At 60.6% G+C, this 16,301-nt stretch carries 19 protein-coding genes; 13 read left to right on the top strand and 6 right to left on the bottom strand.

The genetic code is table 11. The features are described 5' to 3' along the window. The first annotated feature begins 1 nt into the window (after position 1). A complete protein-coding gene (locus AB1462_RS03270) occupies positions 2–949 on the top strand; it encodes a fimbrial protein (RefSeq protein ID WP_367246150.1) in 948 nt (315 codons plus the stop codon). Positions 950–967: 18 nt separating this feature from the next. Then, a complete protein-coding gene (locus AB1462_RS03265; RefSeq protein WP_259193447.1) occupies positions 968–1,495 on the top strand; it encodes a fimbrial protein in 528 nt (175 codons plus the stop codon). Positions 1,496–1,581: 86 nt separating this feature from the next. On the opposite strand, the gene AB1462_RS03260 is transcribed toward AB1462_RS03265, so the two are convergent. The 3 genes from AB1462_RS03260 to AB1462_RS03250 form a co-directional block, all read right to left on the bottom strand. Then, a complete protein-coding gene (locus AB1462_RS03260) occupies positions 1,582–2,532 on the bottom strand; it encodes a phasin family protein (protein WP_367246148.1) in 951 nt (316 codons plus the stop codon). A 12-nt stretch (positions 2,533–2,544) separates the two neighbouring features. Beyond that, the gene (locus tag AB1462_RS03255; protein ID WP_090400991.1) at positions 2,545–2,967 is read right to left on the bottom strand and encodes a phasin family protein; all 423 of its coding nucleotides are present in this window, start codon (positions 2,965–2,967) and stop codon (positions 2,545–2,547) included. A 105-nt stretch (positions 2,968–3,072) separates the two neighbouring features. Further along, complete coding sequence (locus AB1462_RS03250) at positions 3,073–3,348, bottom strand: polyhydroxyalkanoic acid system family protein (protein WP_090400992.1); 276 nt, start codon at positions 3,346–3,348, stop codon at positions 3,073–3,075. Positions 3,349–3,492: 144 nt separating this feature from the next. Here AB1462_RS03250 and ubiE point away from each other — a divergent pair, with 144 nt between their 5' ends. The 11 genes from ubiE (at position 3,493) to AB1462_RS03195 (ending at position 13,649) form a co-directional block, all read left to right on the top strand. Next, on the top strand, positions 3,493–4,263 hold the full coding sequence (gene ubiE / locus AB1462_RS03245) for a bifunctional demethylmenaquinone methyltransferase/2-methoxy-6-polyprenyl-1,4-benzoquinol methylase UbiE (RefSeq protein WP_003171186.1): 771 nt from the start codon (positions 3,493–3,495) through the stop codon (positions 4,261–4,263). Next, a complete protein-coding gene (locus tag AB1462_RS03240; protein ID WP_315335859.1) occupies positions 4,263–4,886 on the top strand; it encodes an SCP2 sterol-binding domain-containing protein in 624 nt (207 codons plus the stop codon). The genes ubiE and AB1462_RS03240 overlap by 1 nt, the downstream gene beginning before the upstream one ends. Beyond that, entirely contained in the window at positions 4,883–6,487 is a 1,605-nt protein-coding gene (ubiB, locus tag AB1462_RS03235; protein WP_090400994.1) for a ubiquinone biosynthesis regulatory protein kinase UbiB, read from the top strand. The genes AB1462_RS03240 and ubiB overlap by 4 nt, the downstream gene beginning before the upstream one ends. Positions 6,488–6,528: 41 nt before the next feature. Continuing rightward, positions 6,529–6,921, top strand: a complete 393-nt coding sequence (hisI, locus tag AB1462_RS03230) for a phosphoribosyl-AMP cyclohydrolase (protein WP_056860632.1) — start codon at positions 6,529–6,531, stop codon at positions 6,919–6,921. A 2-nt stretch (positions 6,922–6,923) separates the two neighbouring features. Further along, positions 6,924–7,256 (top strand): phosphoribosyl-ATP diphosphatase, encoded by a 333-nt coding sequence (locus AB1462_RS03225; protein ID WP_090400995.1) that lies wholly within the window; start codon positions 6,924–6,926, stop codon positions 7,254–7,256. Between the two features lie 26 nt (positions 7,257–7,282). After that, the gene (locus AB1462_RS03220) at positions 7,283–7,561 is read left to right on the top strand and encodes a twin-arginine translocase TatA/TatE family subunit (RefSeq protein ID WP_003171180.1); all 279 of its coding nucleotides are present in this window, start codon (positions 7,283–7,285) and stop codon (positions 7,559–7,561) included. A gap of 10 nt (positions 7,562–7,571) precedes the next feature. Beyond that, positions 7,572–7,979, top strand: a complete 408-nt coding sequence (gene tatB / locus AB1462_RS03215) for a Sec-independent protein translocase protein TatB (RefSeq protein ID WP_090400996.1) — start codon at positions 7,572–7,574, stop codon at positions 7,977–7,979. Then, positions 7,976–8,767 carry a twin-arginine translocase subunit TatC gene (tatC, locus tag AB1462_RS03210; RefSeq protein ID WP_090400997.1) on the top strand — a complete coding sequence of 264 codons (792 nt, stop codon included), beginning with the start codon at positions 7,976–7,978 and terminating at the stop codon, positions 8,765–8,767. The genes tatB and tatC overlap by 4 nt, the downstream gene beginning before the upstream one ends. Continuing rightward, positions 8,764–9,471, top strand: a complete 708-nt coding sequence (locus tag AB1462_RS03205) for a 16S rRNA (uracil(1498)-N(3))-methyltransferase (protein ID WP_090400998.1) — start codon at positions 8,764–8,766, stop codon at positions 9,469–9,471. Before tatC ends, AB1462_RS03205 begins: the two co-directional genes overlap by 4 nt. Before the next feature lie 188 nt (positions 9,472–9,659). Beyond that, on the top strand, positions 9,660–11,576 hold the full coding sequence (locus AB1462_RS03200; protein ID WP_367246144.1) for a methyl-accepting chemotaxis protein: 1,917 nt from the start codon (positions 9,660–9,662) through the stop codon (positions 11,574–11,576). Between the two features lie 165 nt (positions 11,577–11,741). Then, positions 11,742–13,649, top strand: a complete 1,908-nt coding sequence (locus AB1462_RS03195) for a methyl-accepting chemotaxis protein (protein ID WP_167361091.1) — start codon at positions 11,742–11,744, stop codon at positions 13,647–13,649. A gap of 12 nt (positions 13,650–13,661) precedes the next feature. Here AB1462_RS03195 and AB1462_RS03190 read toward each other — a convergent pair whose 3' ends face one another. The 3 genes from AB1462_RS03190 to AB1462_RS03180 all read right to left on the bottom strand — a co-directional run bounded on the left by AB1462_RS03190 (position 13,662) and on the right by AB1462_RS03180 (position 16,239). Continuing rightward, complete coding sequence (locus AB1462_RS03190; RefSeq protein WP_027605038.1) at positions 13,662–14,396, bottom strand: amino acid ABC transporter ATP-binding protein; 735 nt, start codon at positions 14,394–14,396, stop codon at positions 13,662–13,664. Then, positions 14,389–15,348, bottom strand: coding sequence for an amino acid ABC transporter permease (locus AB1462_RS03185; RefSeq protein ID WP_090401001.1), 960 nt, complete (start codon positions 15,346–15,348; stop codon positions 14,389–14,391). The genes AB1462_RS03190 and AB1462_RS03185 overlap by 8 nt, the downstream gene beginning before the upstream one ends. A 93-nt stretch (positions 15,349–15,441) precedes the next feature. Beyond that, complete coding sequence (locus tag AB1462_RS03180) at positions 15,442–16,239, bottom strand: transporter substrate-binding domain-containing protein (protein ID WP_259193455.1); 798 nt, start codon at positions 16,237–16,239, stop codon at positions 15,442–15,444. Between the last annotated feature and the right edge of the window lie 62 nt (positions 16,240–16,301).

Below are 16,301 nucleotides of genomic sequence, written 5' to 3'. Positions count from 1 at the left end.
GATGAAACACTCAATACAATTTATCTCTACGCTGCTGGCCCTTGGTCTGCCGATCGCAGCTCAAGCAAGTTGTGAACGGTATATGAACAGCACGCTCATCCTTAACCTTCCCGCTACCGTCACCGTGCCGGACAACCTTCCTGTGGGAGGGGAAATCATCAGCGGTGCATTCAGCGGAACAGCTCCCGCTTTTTTCACGAACTGCTACGCCCCGTATGTAGCGGTGACAGGTCGGTACCAGACAAGAGATCCGATCGACACGCTCGTCTTTCGCACCGAGGTGCCAGGGGTTGGTGTACGCCTGCGCATCACGGATGCCAGGGGAACAACCCATTTCTTTGCAATGCATAATCGACAAGGAACCTCTCTCACGGCCAGAGTAAGCCCCAGCTTCACAGCCGCAGAGTTGAAGTTCTACAAGATCGGGCCGGTAACGGACGGGGTGGTAACAGCCGGAGACATTTGGCAGGAGAGAAGGGACAGACGCCCGGAAAGTTTTACCCTGCGGCTCGGCAATGCGGTGCGCTTTATCAGACCCGCCGCCACCTGCAACCTGGCGACCGGTGACGTAAACCGCATGATCTCGCTTGACCCCATAAAGGTCAGCACACTTCAAAACGCAACCCATACCGGCGAACGCAATTTCGAGCTCACCGCCAACTGCACCAACGCATCCAATGTCACCTTTCGTTTTTCCGGCACGCCCGCGCCAGGCAATGACCAGTTGCTCGCCAATACCGGCACTGCCGGCGGCGTCGCGGTGTGGCTTTATTCACGTCTCAACGGAAGGGTCCAGAACCTTCTTCCCAGCGGTCCCGAGAGTACCCGCACCGTCGCGGTTTCGGGCAATAGAGCGGTCCTGCCGCTCGGCGCGGCTTACCACAGAAACGGCACGGTCAGCCAAGGCACGCTGGTCAGTACCGCCACCGTCAACATTACCTATAACTGAAAACCTGAGAGCTATTTGATGAGCTTGCGAACACTCCCCCTGCTTTTGGCAATCACTTCAAGTCTGGCCGCCAATGCGGTCCAGGCCGCGACCACAGGCACCTTGCGCTTTACCGGCCAAGTCAATGCCGGTACGTGTAACCTGGCGGCCGGCGACGAAAACCGTACCATCACCCTGCCAACTATCAAGATTTCGGACTTGGACGCGACGTCCAGCGCGGGCGCGTTTGATTTCGAGATATCTGCCGAGTGCGAATCGGATCTTCGCAACGTGATTTTCCTGTTCGCGGGCACAGCCTCCGCCGGGAACGCCACGCTGTTTTCCAACACGGGAACCTCCAAGGGTACAGCCCTTCGGCTACTGCACCGGGTCTCTCCCGCTTATGCCATCCCTGCCAACGGGAACGCCGCCCAGCGCAGTCGTACCATTGCAAGCAGCAGCAACAAGGCCGTGATCCCCCTCACAGCGACGTACCACAAAACCGGCGCAGTGATCACTCAAGGCACCCTGGCCAGCGCGGTGACCGTTTCGATCACTTACAACTGACCGAGCCTGGAGCCACGGTCACAATGCAGGCGAGCAAAAAAATGCCCGACCTTTGCAGGCCGGGCATTTTTTGTGTCCCGGAAAAATCAGGACTGACTGGTTGGCGTCGTGGGTACCGGCGTTGCAGTCGGGCTCACGGCAGCGGGCGTCGGCGCGGAAACCGAGTTGGCTGATGAAGCAGTGGTTGCCGGTGCAGTGGCAGGCTTGGCCGCTGCAGCTGGCTTGGGTGCTGCTGGTTTTTTCGCTACAGCCGGCTTTTTCGCGGCAGCGGGTTTTGCAGCCGGCTTCGCGGCGGCTGGCTTGGCTGCAGGCTTTGCCACAGCCGGTTTGGCGGCTGCGGTTTTAGCTGCTGGTTTTGCTGCGGCCTTGGTTGCCGGTTTGGCGGCAGGCTTGGCAGCGGCTTTAGCAGCTACGGGTTTAGCCGCAGGCTTGGCGGCCGGTTTGGCAGCGGCGGTTTTGGCCGCCGGCTTGGCGGCAGCTTTTGCCGGTGCCTTGGCCGCTGGTTTCGCAGCAGGCTTGGCAGCAGCTTTCACCAGAGGCTTGGCGGCGGTTTTCGCGGCCGGTTTGGCAGCAGCAGTTTTCGCAGCAGGCTTGGCAGCCGGCTTAGCAGCTGCAGTTTTCACCGGAGTCACTTTGGCGCCGGTGAGTTTTTCGATTTGCTTGGTCAGGGTATCGACCTTGGTGTGCAGCGCCTTGACTTCAGTACGGCTCGGCACGCCCAGTCGCGAAATGGCCTTGTTGAGACGTGTGTCCAAGGCCCCTTCAAGTTCACTCCAAGTACCCAATACCTGTTTCTTCGCATCACTGATACGCGAACCGGCAGTCGCCTTGGCAGCAGTAACTTTCTTGCCCACTGCGCTGTTGGCTACTTTCTCGGCCTTCTCGCCGTCTTTAACCAACGTCTCGAAGAGTTTGCTGCCGTCACTGTCGATCTTCGAGTAAACGCCTAAACCAGCCAGCCAGATCTTGCGGGAATATTCTTCAACTTTCCCGACCCACGAGCTGCCTTCTTTCTGAGTAGTCTTTTTAACAGCCATCCCGATGTCTCCTTAGTGTTTACGCGCGACACGTTCGAGCAATGCCGTCAGCTCTTCGAGCTTAGCAGAGAGTGTCTCCACGTCATGTTTAGACGCAATGCCAATTCGATTCAAGGCACTGGCAACGCGAGTATCAAAAGCTTTTTCAACTTTATCCAGCTGAACTTCTACCAGACCTTTGACCGCGGAGACATTACTCTTTACTTGGTCCATCTGACTGTTGGCAGCATCAAGTTGTTCCACTGCAACTTTTTTGCCTTTACTTTCAACATGTTGACCCGCTTTAACGAGTTCCTTGAAGTACTCGCTGCCCTCGCTTCCAACCTTGGCGTAGGCACCAAGACCCGCCAGCCAGATCTTGCGGGCATAGGTTTTAACGTCGCTCAGGGCGGTGGTCTGGGCGTCGATTTTTTTCTTCAGGATAACTTTGGCCATGGTGCACCTCACGCAGAAAAGGGGGGAGGAACGGCCCACAGGAGTTGAGGGCTTGGGCACAAAGTAGGCTGGAAAATTAGAATCGGCACCCTAAGTACTGCCGGATCAGGCCAGGGCCTTATCCAGGGCTTTCTCGATTTCGGACTTGATGGTGCCACTCATGGCCGACATCAACAGGCCCAGTTCCACATCAATGCGCAGCGAATCATCCCCCACTACTACTGTGCCTTTAACCCCTGACCGCTTGAGGTTCAAGGTATCGCCGGACCACGAAGGTTCCAGGCCATATTGTTCCTTGAGTGTGTGCGCCAACTTCTCGGCCTTTGCGCGTGCCCCTTCTTTACCCAGGGAATGTGCACGCTCAACGGTTATACGGGCCATTGCAATGACTCCTCTTTATAAGGCTTGGAAAACCTTCGATGCGGCAAAAGGTCTCGGTAGCCGCCTATCTTACCTGCAGCCTTGCCAAGACAAAGCAGGCCTTGGGGATTATCATGTGCCGCATTCTCTTTTGGTGACAGCGATATGACTGATCAGCGCAAAGGCAGCGATGCCGAACCCACCACTCACTTCGGCTTCAAGAACGTCCCGGAAAGCCAGAAAGCGGAAAAAGTCGCTGAGGTGTTCCACTCCGTGGCGGCCAAGTACGACCTGATGAACGATGTGCTCTCCGGCGGCATGCACCGCCTGTGGAAACGCTTCACCATTGAGCTGTCGGGCGTACGCACCGGCAACCGTGTGCTGGACATCGCCGGCGGTACGGGTGACCTGGCAGCGAAGTTCTCCAAGCTCGTCGGCCCTACCGGCCAGGTGGTGCTGGCGGACATCAATGGCTCGATGCTCAAGGTCGGCCGCGATCGCCTGCTCGACAAGGGCGTGGCCGGCAATATCGAATTCGTCCAGGCCGACGCTGAAAAGCTGCCGTTCCCCGACAACCATTTCGACTGTGTGACCATCGCCTTCGGCCTGCGCAACGTGACCCACAAGGAAGACGCGATCCGCTCGATGCTGCGCGTACTCAAGCCGGGTGGCCGCCTGTTGGTCCTGGAGTTCTCCAAACCGACCAATGCGCTGATGTCCAAGGTCTACGACACCTACTCCTTCGCCTTCATGCCGTTGATGGGCAAGCTGATCACCAATGACGCCGAGAGCTACCGCTACCTGGCCGAATCGATCCGCATGCACCCCGACCAGGAGACCCTGAAGTCGATGATGGTAGAAGCCGGTTTCGACCGCGTGACCTACCACAACATGACCTCGGGTATCGTCGCCCTGCACCGTGGCATCAAGCCCTGATGCTGCTCAAAGGCCTTCTCGCCAGCGTCGAACACGGCGTCAACCGTGTACTGCGTCTGGACAGCACCGCCCTGGCGCGGCTCGCGCATTTGAACGGCAAGGTCATCGCCGTGGACTGCACCAGCCCCGCCTTGCAGCTGTTTATCCTGCCCAGCGATGAAGGCCTGCTGCTCGCCACTCAATGGGCCGCCGACGCCGACTGCACCCTGCGTGCACCGGCGACGAGCCTGCTGCACCTGGCGCTGAGCCGCAACAAGACCGCCATTCTCCACGGCCCTGAAGTGCACCTGGAAGGCGACAGCGCGGTGCTGATGGACCTGGCCGCAGTGCTGCAAGACCTGGAGCTGGACTGGGAATACGAGCTGTCCCGCTGGATCGGCCCCGTCGCCACCCAACTGATCAGCGGGCACCTGCGCAGTCGCACGCGTTGGTACCAGCAGGGGTTCGCCAGCCTCAACCAGAACCTCGCCGAATACCTGAGCGAAGAATCGCGCACCCTGGTCGGAGAACGCGAAGCGCAAGCGCGCTTTCGTGAACTCGACAAGGCCAAAATCGACCTGGAACGCCTCGAGGCCCGCTTCGAGCGCCTGAGCCGTTCCCTTGATCCAAGCGATAACGCATGAAGCTGCTCGCCGTCCGCCGTTTGTTCCGTATCCAGCGCGTCGTAATCCGCTACCGCCTCGATGACCTGCTGTTCGCCCTGCCTTTGCCATGGTTCCTGCTGGCGGTGCGCTATGTGCTGCCGTGGCGCTGGTTCCCGCGCAAACAGCTGGAGCTGAGCCGGGGCGCGCGCCTGCGCCTGGCGCTGCAGGACCTGGGACCGATCTTTATCAAGTTCGGGCAGATCCTCTCCACGCGCCGCGACCTGCTGCCCGAAGACATCGCCGACGAACTGATGCTGCTGCAGGATCGCGTGCCGCCGTTCGATTCGCAGCAGTCGATGAAGCTGATCGAAGAACAACTGGGCAAGAAGATCAGCGAGGTGTTCAGTCGCTTCGACGTCGAGCCGCTGGCTTCGGCCTCGGTTGCGCAGGTTCACGCCGCACAGCTCAAGACCGGCGAAGAAGTGGTGGTGAAGGTGATCCGCCCGGGCCTCAAGCCAATCATCGGCCAGGACCTGGCGTGGCTGTTTATCCTCGCCCGCGCCGCCGAACGGTTCTCTGCCGATGCGCGCCTGCTGCACCCGGTGGACGTGGTCGCCGACTACGAAAAAACCATCTACGACGAACTCGACCTGCTGCGCGAAGCGGCGAACGCCAGCCAACTCAAGCGCAACTTCGAAGGCTCGCCGTTGCTGTATGTGCCGCAGGTGTATTGGGACTGGTGCCGCCCGAAAGTGCTGGTAATGGAGCGCATCTACGGCGTGCAGGTCACCGACCTCGCCACTCTGGCCGACCAGCGCACCGATATGAAGATGCTCGCCGAGCGCGGCGTAGAGATCTTCTTCACCCAAGTGTTCCGCGACAGTTTCTTCCACGCCGACATGCACCCCGGCAATATCTTCGTCAGCACCGTCAACCCGTGGAGCCCGCAGTACATTGCAATCGACTGCGGCATCGTCGGCAGCCTGACCCCGGAAGACCAGGACTACCTGGCGCGCAACCTGTTCGCCTTTTTCAAGCGCGACTACCGCCGCGTGGCGCAGTTGCACATCGATTCGGGCTGGGTGCCGGCGGAAACCAAGCTCAACGAATTCGAAGCGGCGATCCGCACCGTCTGCGAGCCGATCTTCGAAAAACCATTAAAAGATATTTCCTTCGGCCAGGTGCTGATGCGCCTGTTCCAGACCGCGCGGCGCTTCAATATGGAAGTGCAGCCGCAGTTGGTGCTGCTGCAAAAAACCCTGCTCAACATCGAAGGCCTGGGCCGTCAGCTGTACCCGGACCTCGACCTGTGGAACACCGCGCAGCCGTTCCTGGAACGCTGGATGCGCGAGCGGGTCAGCCCGAAAACCCTGCTGGGCAACCTGCACAGCCAGTTCGAACAGTTGCCGCACCTGGCCAACATGACCCGTGACCTGCTGGAGCGCATGTCCCAGCCCCACGCCAAAGACCCCGCGCCGCCGTGGCAGAAGCGCAAGGACGACTGGTTCCTGCGCCTGCTGGGCGCCGCGCACCTGGTCGGTGGCGTGATGCTGGCCATTGGCGGGCCGCTGAACCAACTGGGCCACTGGCCGGCCGGCATCATGGTCGCCGTGGGTGTTTATCTGATCGTGCGTCGATAGCCAATCCGGTTATACACTGTCGCAAATTGCCGGAGCCGAACATGAAAGACTGGCTGGACGAGATCAAGTGGGACAGTGACGGCCTGGTGCCGGCCATTGCCCAGGACTACAAGACCGGGCGCGTGCTGATGATGGCCTGGATGAACCGCGAGGCCCTGAGCCTCACCGCCACTGAGCAGCGCGCCATTTACTGGTCACGTTCCCGTGGCAAACTGTGGCGCAAGGGCGAAGAGTCCGGGCACGTACAAACCCTGCACGAGATGCGCATCGACTGCGACGCCGACGTGGTGATCCTCAAGGTCGAGCAGATCGGCGACATCGCCTGCCACACCGGCCGTCACAGCTGCTTCTATCGCGTGTTCGAGAACGGCGAATGGAAGGTTGTAGAGCCGGTGCTCAAAGACCCGCACGCCATCTACTGCGCAGGACACTGAACATGAGCGATACCCTGAACCGTGTGGCCCAGGTGCTGGAGGACCGCAAAGGTGCGGACGCCGACAGCTCCTACGTCGCCAGCCTGTACCACAAGGGCCTGAACAAGATCCTGGAAAAACTCGGCGAAGAGTCCATCGAGACCATCATCGCTGCCAAGGACGCACAAATCAGCGGCGATTGCAGCGATGTAATCTACGAGACCGCCGACTTGTGGTTCCATAGCATGGTCATGCTCGCCCAACTGGGGCAGCATCCACAGGCCGTGCTGGATGAACTGGACCGTCGCTTCGGCTTGTCCGGGCATGCCGAGAAGGCCTCGCGCCCGTCCGCTTGAATAACTAAGACTAGAGGATTTGCAGCATGGGCATTTTTGACTGGAAACACTGGATCGTCATTCTGGTGGTGGTGGTACTGGTATTCGGCACCAAGAAACTCAAAAACCTCGGTACCGACGTGGGCGAGTCGATCAAGGGCTTTCGCAAAGCCATGAACGACGATGAAAAACCGGCCGACCCTGCCGCCAACCCCGTGCCACCGGCCCAGCCTGTGCACCCTCAGGCCACCCAGCCGATCACCGAGCGTCGTACCTTCGACGTGCAGGCTGAAAAAGTCGAAGAGCCGACCCGCAAAGACTCGTGAGCACTGACTAATGTTTGGTATCAGCTTCTCTGAACTGCTCCTCGTCGGCCTCGTGGCCTTGCTGGTACTGGGGCCGGAACGCCTGCCCGGTGCCGCGCGCACGGCCGGCCTGTGGATCGGGCGCCTGAAACGCAGTTTCAACGCCATCAAACAGGAAGTTGAACGGGAAATCGGCGCCGACGAAATCCGCCGCCAACTGCACAACGAACATATTCTGTCGTTGGAACAGGAAACACGGAAGATTCTGTCGCCCGTGCAAGAGCCGGCCAAGCCGGTTGAGCCCGTGGCCGAGCACAGCATCGCGCCGACACCCGTCGCCGATGCCACGCCCGCCGCTCCCGCCCCGACAGAGCCAGCGCCGACGCCCGTTGCGTCGCCCGCTCCCCATGACCCTACATTGCCGCCGCGAGCCCCATGAGCGCTGATAAACCGGAAAACGACCAGCATATGCCGCTGGTCTCGCACCTCACCGAGCTGCGGACCCGCCTGCTGCGTTGCGTGGCGGCGATCTTCGTGATCTTTGCCGGGCTGTTCGCCTTCACCCAGCAGATCTACACCTTCGTCTCCACGCCACTGCGCCAGTACCTGCCGGCCGGTGCGACGATGATTGCCACCGATGTGTCATCGCCCTTCCTCACGCCGTTGAAGCTGACGATGATGGTCTCGCTGTTCCTGGCGATCCCGGTGATCCTGCATCAGATCTGGGGCTTTATCGCGCCGGGCCTGTACAAGCATGAGAAGCGCATCGCGGTGCCTTTGCTGGTGTCGAGCATCCTGCTGTTCTACACCGGCATGGCCTTCGCCTACTTCCTGGTGTTCCCGTTGATCTTCAAGTTCTTCGCTGCCGCCACCCCGGCCGGCGTGGAAATGATGACCGACATCACCAGCTACCTCGACTTCGTGATGACGCTGTTCTTCGCCTTCGGCGTCGCCTTCGAAATCCCCGTGGCCGTGGTGCTGCTGGTGTGGATCGGCGTGGTCAACGTGCAGTATCTGAAGAAGATCCGCCCGTACGTGATCATCGGTTGCTTTGTGGTCGGCATGATCCTCACGCCGCCGGACATCTTCTCCCAGACCCTGCTGGCGGTGCCGATGTGGATGCTGTTCGAGATCGGCATCCTGTTCAGCGGCCTGATCAGCAAACGTGGCGAACACCCGGATGACCAACCCGCCGACGACGACCAGCCGCCAGCGACCCAGCCGTGAACCTGCTGCTGTTGTTCGATGCCGACTTTATCGCGGCCGACCGGGTGATCCTGCGTGATCGGCGCCTGGTGCATATGCAGGAAGTCCACCGCGCCGCCGTAGGCGATAGCCTGCGGGTCGGGCGCATCGGTGGGTTGATGGGCAACGCGCAATTACTGCGCCTGGAAGCCCTCGAAGCCGAACTGCAAGTGAGCTTCGACCAACCACCACCGGCCAAACTGCCCCTGACCCTGCTGCTGGCCCTGCCGCGCCCGAAAATGCTGCGCCGGGTGCTGCAAACCGTGGCGGCCATGGGCGTGCCAAAGGTGGTGCTGGTCAACAGCTACCGGGTGGAAAAAAGCTTCTGGCAAACCCCCTTCCTGGAGCCCGAGGCCATTCGCGAACAACTGATCCTCGGCCTCGAACAGGCGCGGGACACGGTGTTGCCGGAAATCGTTATCGAAAAGCGTTTCAAGCCCTTCGTCGAAGACCGCCTGCCGGCCCTGACCGAAGGTACCCTTGGCCTCATCGGCCATCCCGGCGATTACCCACCCTGCCCCCGTGGGCTGGATGAGCCGGTCACCCTGGCCATCGGCCCGGAAGGCGGCTGGATCCCCTATGAGGTGGACCTGCTGACCAAGGCCGGCTTGCAGCCGGTGCAATTGGGCGCCCGCATCCTGCGCGTCGAAACGGCCGTCACCGCCCTGCTCGCCCGTCTTTTCTAACCACACCGCACAACCCTGTGGGAGGGGGCTTGCTCCCGATGGCGGTGGTCCAGTATCAGAAATGCTGACTGACCCACAGCTATCGGGAGCAAGCCCCCTCCCACAGGGTAGAGCGTCGCTACAGAATCCCGTATGCAGGCCGATAACCCGTGAATAAGTCAAAGCCTGGTTCCAGGGGAGTTCGCAGCATGTATCGTTGGTTAGCCGAAAAACTAGGGAATGTGAGCGTCAAAACCAAACTGGCCATGGGCTTTGGCCTGGTATTGATCCTGACGCTGGTGACCACCTTCACCGGCTGGACCGGCCTGGGCAGCGTGATCAGCCGGGGCGACAAGCTGGGCTATATCTCCAGCCTCAATGAGCTGACCAAGGACCTGCGCCTGGCGCGCCTGGACTACGAAATGCGCCGGGGCGAGCAAGGCACGGCGGCGGTCAACGAGCTGATGAGCAAACTTGAAAGCGGCCTGAAAACCGCCGACACCTTGATCGATCAACCTGCCGACAATCTGCTGGTGGACGAGCAATTGGCCGCGGTCGCCCAATACAAGCGTGCGTTCGATGACATGGCCCAGGCCGGCGCCAACCGCGAAAACGCTCGCAGCAAGCTGGGCGATACTGCCGACAACGCAGTGCTCAAGATCGGCGAGATCGAAAAGTCCCTGCTGCAAGGCGACAGCGTCATCCAGTTCAACAGCGTGGTCGAGCTGAGCAAGCTGATCCAACAGGCGCGCTTCCAGGTGCGCGGCTACACCTACAGCGGCAAGGTTGAAGCAGAACAGCCGGCCCTGGACGCCATTGATAACGCCTTGAAGAAAATCGCCACCCTCAACGGCACGCTGCCTGAGCAGTATGCAACCAACCTGCAACAGGCCAGCGTTTCGCTGCAAGCCTATCGCGCCGCAGTCAGCCAATACCGCGACTCCCAGGTCGCAAGTGCCGCCGCCATGAAAAAGATGGGCGAGCAGGGCGACATCTTGCTCGAACACAGTAAAAAACTGACCCTCTCCCAGACCGTCGTGCGCGATACCGACGCCGCCCATGCCAAGAACCTGTTGTTGCTGGCCACCGTGCTTGCCCTCGTCTTCGGGCTGGTAGCGGCCTGGGCCATCACGCGGCAGATCATTCTCCCGTTGAACCAGACCCTCGAAGTTGCCAAGCGCGTTGCCTCAGGTGATCTGAGTCACAACCTCATTTCACTGCGCCAGGATGAATTGGGCCAACTGCAACGCGCCATGCAAAGCATGACCGTCGGCCTGCGCGAGTTGATCGGCGGCATCAGCGAAGGCGTCACCCAGATCGCCAGCGCCGCCGAGCAACTGTCGGCCGTCACCGAGCAGACCAGCGCCGGGGTCAACAGCCAGAAGGTCGAGACCGACCAGGTGGCCACCGCCATGAACGAAATGGCCGCGACCGTGCAGGAAGTGGCGCGCAACGCCGAGGAAGCGTCCGAAGCCGCCGCAGCGGCTGACCAGCAGGCCCGCGAAGGCGACAGGGTGGTCGGTGAAGCCATCGCCCAGATCGAGCGCCTGGCCACCGAGGTCGGTAACTCCACAATCGCCATGGGCGACCTGAAACGCGAAAGCGACAAGATCGGCAGCGTGCTCGATGTGATCAAGTCCGTAGCCCAGCAAACCAACCTGCTGGCTCTCAACGCTGCGATTGAAGCCGCCCGCGCCGGTGAAGCCGGACGTGGTTTCGCGGTGGTAGCCGACGAAGTGCGCAGCCTGGCCCAGCGCACCCAGAAGTCCACCGAAGAGATCGAAGAGCTGATCGTAGGCCTGCAACAAGGCACCCAGCAGGTGGCGTCCATCATGGACAACAGCCGCAGCCTTACCGACAGCAGCGTCGAGCTGACCCGCCGCGCCGGCAGCGCCCTGGAGAACATCACCCGCACGGTCTCGACCATCCAGGCGATGAACTCGCAAATCGCCACCGCTGCCGAACAGCAAAGTGCCGTGGCGGAAGAGATCAACCGCAGCGTGTTGAACGTACGCGATGTGTCGGAACAGACGGCTGCCGCCAGCGAAGAGACCGCCACGTCGAGCACCGAACTGGCACGCCTGGGCACACACCTTCAAGCATTGGTCGGTCGCTTTCAGGTCTGACATCCCTCCCCGCGCGGCGACCTGTCCTGGGTCGTCGCCGCAATCTGTGAAATTTCCTACACGCTTATCAGCCCCACCTCTGCACCAAGAGAACTAGCGTTCAACTCAGCTCAACGTGCCCATGCACCTTGAGAACGCCTGTTGTTCACGTGTCGGAGGTTCATCATGCTTCGTCGAATGACTCATCTGCTGGGTGACACCAGTGTCACCCTTAAACTCGCCCTGGGTTTTTCCCTGGTACTGGCCCTGAGCTTCGTGATTGCCGTGACCGGCTGGCAAGCCCTGTCCGCGTCCCTTTATCGCTCGCAAACGCTGTCGGTACTCGCGCAACTGGCCGTGGCTGGCGAGGAACTACGGGCAGACAGGATCGTTTACCGCACCCTCGACGATACCTCCAGCTTCAATCGCTTGAGTGTGAGCACGGTAAAAATCGACGGGCTCCTGGTGGAGCTTTCCAGCCGACTCAAAGCGCCAAAACCCACTGCATATCTGAAGGAGATGGCCCGCATCAACGCGACGTTCAAAACCACCCTCAAGGACGTACCCTCACTGGTGGAGAAACGCGAAAATGCGCGGGAACAGCTCAAGCAGAACACCACGCGAACCGGCGATTTCCTGGCACAACTGGCGAGCGATCTGCCGGACCAGGACGATGCAAAAGCCCTGGATACCATCGAAGACCTGCGCCAGGCCATCGAACAGGCCGAAGATAGCGTCCAGAGCCCCGCCTGGGCCGCCAGTTCGCTGGACGCCTATACCCAGGCCGTCAGCGACGCCGAGCGTAACCTCGAACTCGCCCAGGCGGCCGTGGCAAAACTGCCGGTCGATAGCGGCGCGCTGAAAAACACCGTGCTCGGCATTCGCACCCATCTGACACGTCTCAAGGAAACCCAACTTGCCACCGAGAACACGCAAAACCAGCTGGAGATGCAGTTGGATCAGTTGCTCGGGCAGAGCGATCTCTTGAGCCAGGACCAGACCCAACGACGCGACCGCGAAGCCGAGCAAGCGCGAACCCAGACCCTGGGCGTTACTGCCGCCGCATTGCTCTTCGGTGCCCTGGCCGCCTGGGTGATTGCCGGGCAAATCGTTAAGCCGCTGCGCAAGGCGCTGACAGTGGCCAACCACATTGCCCAGGGCGACCTGAGCCACGATCTGCAAACCCGACGCCGGGATGAGCTGGGCCAGCTGCAAAGCAGCATGACCCAAATGACACTTAACCTGCGGGTGCTGATTGGCAACATCAGCGACAACGCACGGCAAATCGCCAGCGCTGCCGAAGAGCTTTCTGCCGTGACCGAACAAACGCGTACAGGGGTGAATAATCAGCGCGATGAAACCGAGCAGGTCGCCGCCGCCATGAACCAGATGCTCGCCACCGCCCAGGAGGTTGCGCGCCACGCCGAGCAGGCTTCGCTCGCTGCCGGCCAGGCCAATCAACAGACTGAGCTGGGCGATCAGGTGGTGACGGATGCCGTGGCGCAAATCGAGCACCTTGCCCATGAAATGGCGCGCGCGGGCCAGGCCATGCTCGGGTTGCAACGGGAAAGCCAGAAAATCAGCAGTGTGCTGGATGTGATCAAGTCAGTGTCACAGCAGACCAACCTGCTGGCGCTCAACGCCGCGATAGAAGCCGCACGGGCTGGCGAGGCCGGTCAAGGGTTTGCAGTGGTCGCCGATGAGGTGCGCGGTCTCGCCCAACGAACCCAGCAGTCCGCCGAGGAAATCGAAGAGCTGATTGGCGGCCTGCACAGCGGTACGCAACAGGTGGCCGACATCATGGACTACAGCCGTACACTCACCGACAACAGCGTCGGCCTGGCCCGCAACGCCGGAGACTCCCTGACGGAGATCGCCCGTACGGTGTCGGTCATCCAGGAAATGAATCCGCAGATCGCCGCAGCCGCCGAAGAGCAAAGCGCGGTGGCCGAAGAGATCAATCGCAGCGTATTGAAAGTCCGCGACGCCTCGGAGCAAACCGCCGCTGCCAGTGAACAGACGGCGGCGGCCAGTATCGAACTGGCGCGGCTGGGAACGAATTTGCAGGAGTGTGTGGGGAGGTTCAAGGTATGAACGCCCTGCTCCCTATAGCACTTGGCGCAGGAACGCCTGGGCGCGCGGGTCTTTGGGCGCCGCGAAGAACTCGGCCGGGGCCGCATCTTCCAGCAACTTGCCATGATCGAAGAACAGCACTCGGTCCGCCACTTCACGGGCAAAGCCCATTTCGTGGGTGACGCAGACCATGGTCATGCCTTCAAGGGCCAGGGTCTTCATGACATCCAGCACTTCACCGACCATTTCCGGGTCGAGGGCCGAGGTGGGCTCGTCGAACAGCATCACCTTGGGTTCCATCGCCAACGCCCGGGCAATCGCCACGCGCTGTTGCTGGCCGCCGGAAAGCCGTGAGGGAAACTCGTTGGCTTTCTGCGCAATGCCGACCTTTTCCAGCAGTGCCAAGGCCTTGGCTTCGCGTTCCTTTTTGCCGCGCTTGCGCACGACTTTTTGCGCCAGGCACAGGTTCTCCAACACCGTCATGTGCGGGAACAGGTTGAAGTGCTGGAACACCATGCCGACTTCACGGCGATAGGCGTTCACGTCGGTTTTTGGATCGGCCAGTTGCAGGCCATCGATGCTCACCGAGCCCGAGTCGAACTCTTCCAGGCCATTGAGGCAACGCAGGAACGTGGACTTGCCGGAGCCGGACGGGCCGATCACCACCAGCACTTCGCCCTTGGCCACCTGGGTGGTCACATGGTCCACCGCGCGCACCACATGCCCGCGGGTATCGAAGACTTTTACCAGATCGCGGACTTCAATCACTTTGGGCGAGCCTCCGCTCAAGCCGGCTGGCCATTTTCGACAGCGGCAGGTTGATCAGCAGGTACAACCCTGCGACACAGAACAGGATTTCAAACGGCGAGAACGAGGTAGTGATCACTTCGCGGCCGCTTTTGAGCAGCTCGGTAATCGCGATCACCGAGACCAGCGAGGTGTCTTTCACCAGGCTGATAAATTGCCCGGCCAGCGGCGGCAGCACGCGCTTGAAGGCCTGTGGCAGCACCACATGGCGCATCGACTGGCTGGCGCTCAGCCCCAGGGAGCGAGCCGCCTCGTTCTGGCCACGGGTGATGGACTGCACGCCGGCACGGACGATTTCCGCCACATAAGCGCCGGTGAACAGCGACAACGCGGCGATCCCGGCGAATTCCCGGGACAGGTTGAGCACCGTACCGATAAAGAAATAGAAAATGAAGATCTGCACCAAGAGTGGCGTTCCGCGCACCAGTTCGACGTAGATCGTCGACAGATCCCGAAGGGTCGGGTTATTGGACAGTCGGCATAACCCGGTGGCAAGGCCAATCGCCAAGCCTAGAATCCCGGACACCACCGACAGCCACAACGTGGTCCACAAGCCCCACATCAACGGGCCCAATGCCCAATGGCGGTTCACACCGATGACATCGCCTTCGGCCACATCATCGCCGCGCGCCACTTGCAGGCTGTTGTCGGCGACAGTCACCTTTTGTTCGGCACCTGCGTCGTTACGCAGGGTCACTTCGGCGACGTCGCCGTTGCGCACCAACTCGATGACGGTGGAGATATCCGCTGCCCTTTGGGCCTCTTCAGCCTGATAGGCGAAGTATTGCGGTACGCGGTTCCAGCGCCACTCGTAGGACATCAACGAGGTGGCGTAATACAACGCGCCAGCCAGGCCGACCAGCACGACCACGGTCAGCAGGTGCCAGGGCCATTGGGCTTTTTTCTGTTTCATTTACTCAGCATCCAAAAGAATCGTGGCCCGCACACCTGAGGTGGCGAGCGGGCTTGCCACATCAAGCCCCCTCACAACAAAAACGGTCCCACTTTATTCCATGTCCTTGAGCCACTCGGAGCTCTTGAACCACTTGTCATGGATGCGATCGTAGGTGCCGTCGTGCTTGATCTGGTGCAGGAAGTTGTTGATGAAGTTGATGCTGTCGTAGTCACCCTTCTTCAAGCCGAACGCCAGCGGTTCAAAGGTGAAGGGCTCGTCGAGGAACACCAGCTTGCCGTTACCGACTTTTTTCTCGGCGACCACGTTGTACGGCGCGTCATACACGAAGGCATCGGCCTTGCCGTTGACCACGTCCAGCACACCTTCCTGCTCGTTGTCATAGCCGTGGTACTTGGCTTTGGAGATCAGCTTCTTGGCGACCATCTCACCGGTGGTGCCGAGCTTGGAGGTCAGGCGGTACTTCTCGTCGTTCAGGTCTTTGTAGGACTTGATGGTGCCTTCCAGGTCCTTGCGGATCAGCAGGGTCTGGCCCACCACGATGAACGGTTCGCTGAAGTTCAGGCGCAAGTTGCGTTCCTGGGTCAGGGTCATGCCACTGCCGATCATGTCGAACTTACCGGTCAGGAACGCCGGGATGATGCCGTCATAGCCGGTAGACACCAGCTCCAGCTTGACGCCCATGGACTTGGCCATGGCCTTGAGGATGTCAACTTCGAAGCCGATGATTTCACCGCGTTTGTCAGTCATTTCGAACGGCATGTACGTCGGGTCCATGCCGACTTTCAGCGTACCGCGCTTGACCGCATCATCGATGGCACCGGCCTGGGCCGCATTGGCCGCGACCAGCGCGGTGATGCCAAGCAGCAGCATCGAAAGATACTTTTTCATCATCAAGTCCCCTGAACGATTCTTATAAGGTCGGCGCGCAAATGGGCTGCACCAATTCGGGG

The sequence above is a fragment of the Pseudomonas sp. SB113 genome (genome assembly GCF_040754745.1).
GTDB classification, from domain to species: Bacteria; Pseudomonadota; Gammaproteobacteria; order Pseudomonadales; family Pseudomonadaceae; genus Aquipseudomonas; species Aquipseudomonas grimontii.
This window is presented reverse-complemented; position numbering and strand designations above follow the sequence as displayed.